The following is a 2,731-nucleotide window of genomic DNA, read 5'->3' on the forward strand; positions in this document are numbered from 1 at the left end:
GATGGGGATGGGGCTGGCGGGCAGCATTCCGGGGCTGATCTTTGTCCATGTGATCTATGGCCTTGGCTTCACCACGCTGTTTTTCCGCAACTTCTATGTGACTATTCCGCATGATCTGGTGAAGGCGGCCAAGGTGGACGGCGCAGGCTTCTTCCGCATCTTCTGGTCGATCTTCCTGCCGCTGTCGCTGCCGATCATCGTGGTCACCGTGATCTGGCAGTTCACCCAGATCTGGAACGACTTCCTGTTCGGAGTCTCCTTCAGCCAGGCCGGCACCCAGCCGGTCACGGTGGCGCTCAACAACATCGTCAACTCGACCACCGGCGTGAAGGAATACAACGTCGACATGGCCGCCGCGATCATCGCCGCGCTGCCGACACTCTTGGTCTATGCCGTTGCCGGCAAATACTTCATCCGCGGCCTGACCGCGGGCTCTGTGAAAGGGTAATCCCATGGCTCCCATTCTGGACATCACCAACCTGCGCAAGAACTACGGCGCATCCGAGATCCTGAAGGACATCAACGTCAGCATCGAGCCGGGCGACTTCCTGGTGCTGGTCGGCCCCTCGGGCTGCGGCAAGTCCACGCTCTTGAACTGCATCGCCGGGCTGGAGCCGATCTCCGGCGGGCGGATCGAAATCGGCGGCCGCGACATGACCCATGTCAGCCCCAAGGACCGCGACATCGCCATGGTGTTCCAGTCCTACGCGCTCTACCCGACGATGACGGTGGCCAAGAACATCACCTTTGGCATGAAGGTGCGCGGCGCCGATGCCGCCACCCAGGACCGCAAGCTGAAGGAGGTCGCGGCGCAGCTGCAGATCGAGGCGCTGCTGGACCGCCGCCCCGGCCAGTTGTCGGGCGGCCAGCGGCAGCGGGTGGCGATGGGCCGGGCGCTCGTGCGCGATCCCAAGCTGTTCCTGTTTGATGAGCCGCTGTCGAACCTCGACGCCAAGCTGCGGGTCGAGATGCGGACCGAGATCAAGAAACTGCACCACAACCTCGGCGCCACCATGGTCTATGTCACCCATGACCAGATCGAGGCGATGACGCTGGCAACCAAGATCGTGGTGATGAAGGGCGGCGTGGTGCAGCAGATCGGCACGCCGGCAGAAATCTATAACAAGCCCGCCAACCTGTTTGTGGCCGATTTCATGGGCAGCCCGGCGATGAACCTGATCCCCGCGCGTGCGCAGCCGAACGGCGAGGGCACAAGGATCGAGATGGACTGCGGCGGCAGCGCCCCGATCGTGCTGAAGGACAGCCGCGCCACCGGCCTGCCGCAGGACGTGATCCTGGGCGTGCGCCCCGAAGACATCGCCGAGGCGGGCTTCCGCGCGGGCGAAGGCGTGCAGGAGGCCGCCTGCCTGATCGACATGGTAGAGCCTGCGGGCGCCGATACCTATGTGGTCTCCAACCTCGGCGGCAAGCAGGTGACGGCGCGGCTGCACGCCGAAACCCGGGCACAGCCGGGGCAGATGCTGGATCTGGCCTTTGATCTGTCCAAGGTCTCCTATTTCTCGCCCGCTACCGGCGAGCGGCTGAATTGACCGGGGCGCGGCTGGCCGCGGACGTCGGCGGCACCAACACGCGCCTCGGTCTGGCGCGCGATGGCGTGCTGCTGGCGGACACGGTGCAAAGCTACCGCAACGATGGCTGCTCCGGCTTTGCTGAGGTGATGGACCGCTACTTGCAAGGCGCTGCCCCCGAAGGCGTGGCAGAGGTCGCCATTGCCATCGCCGGGCCAGTGACCGGCAGCACAGCCCGGCTCACCAACCGGGACTGGGACTTTGACGCCGCGGCGCTGTCGCAGCATCTGAACGGCGCGCAGGTGCATCTGCTCAATGACCTCGCAGCACTGGGTCAGGCCTGCCCGCATCTGGGGGCTGAGTGCCTCGATAAGGTGATCGCGCCCGCGGGTGATACGGGCGGAGACGGCCAGCGCCTTGTGGCGGGCATCGGCACCGGCTTCAACCTGTCGCCGGTGCTGCAGGCGGGCGGGCAGGTGCAGTGCCTCAACGTGGAATACGGCCATGTCAGCCTGCCGCTGGACGTGGCGGAACATTTGCGCAGCCATGTGCCGGAGGCAGACGCGTTTGCCACTGTCGAGAATCTTTTCTCCGGCCGCGGGTATGCGGCGGTCCGGGCGCATTTCCCAGAGGATGACACCGGCGCGCAGAACTTTCAGGCGTTCTACGCAAACCTTCTGGCACTTCTGGCGCGCAACCTGATGCTGGCCTTCCTGCCTGCGCAGGGTGTCTATTTCGCCGGCGCCGTGGCCCGCAGCATCCTCGCATCCCCGGCGCGGGCGGTCTTTGCCGAGCGGTTCCAGCAACCCTTCGAACTGGACGCCCGCATCACCGCCCCGGTGCATGTCATCCTCGATGACGCCGCCGCCCTGAAGGGCTGCGCAGCCCTGCGCCTACCGGCGTGAGGTGCCGACCATCTATTAACATAACCATGATTACGGATCGCTCTAGCTAACGGTGGTGGATTCACATCCGAAGTGCAAATTCTGTATCAAAACAGATGTTTGCATGGAGGCTATTGAATGGGACGCAATTACCCTCACCTGAGTTTGGAAGAACGCCGGAAGATTGCCAAGTGGCGTGAAGCCAAAATGCCGGTGCCTGAGATCGCAGACCGGCTGGGCCGCGCAGCGTCTACGATCTACCGGGAACTCAAGCGTAATTTCTTTGATGACAAGGAACTTCCTGAGCTGAACGGATAC

At 63.9% G+C, this 2,731-nt stretch carries 4 protein-coding genes; all 4 read left to right on the top strand.

The window, feature by feature from the left end; translation table 11 throughout:
* Positions 1 to 448: carbohydrate ABC transporter permease (locus GKC28_RS26005; RefSeq protein ID WP_174149825.1), on the top strand; the 448-nt coding region annotated here is incomplete at its 5' end.
* Between the two features lie 4 nt (positions 449 to 452).
* On the top strand, positions 453 to 1,550 hold the full coding sequence (locus tag GKC28_RS26010; RefSeq protein ID WP_174149826.1) for an ABC transporter ATP-binding protein: 1,098 nt from the start codon (positions 453 to 455) through the stop codon (positions 1,548 to 1,550).
* On the top strand, positions 1,547 to 2,434 hold the full coding sequence (locus tag GKC28_RS26015) for a glucokinase (RefSeq protein WP_174149827.1): 888 nt from the start codon (positions 1,547 to 1,549) through the stop codon (positions 2,432 to 2,434). The genes GKC28_RS26010 and GKC28_RS26015 overlap by 4 nt, the downstream gene beginning before the upstream one ends.
* A 117-nt stretch (positions 2,435 to 2,551) precedes the next feature.
* Positions 2,552 to 2,731: helix-turn-helix domain-containing protein (locus tag GKC28_RS26020; protein ID WP_174149828.1), on the top strand; the 180-nt coding region annotated here is incomplete at its 3' end.

The organism is Leisingera sp. ANG59 (assembly GCF_013317235.1).
In the GTDB taxonomy this organism is placed as follows: domain Bacteria; phylum Pseudomonadota; class Alphaproteobacteria; order Rhodobacterales; family Rhodobacteraceae; genus Leisingera.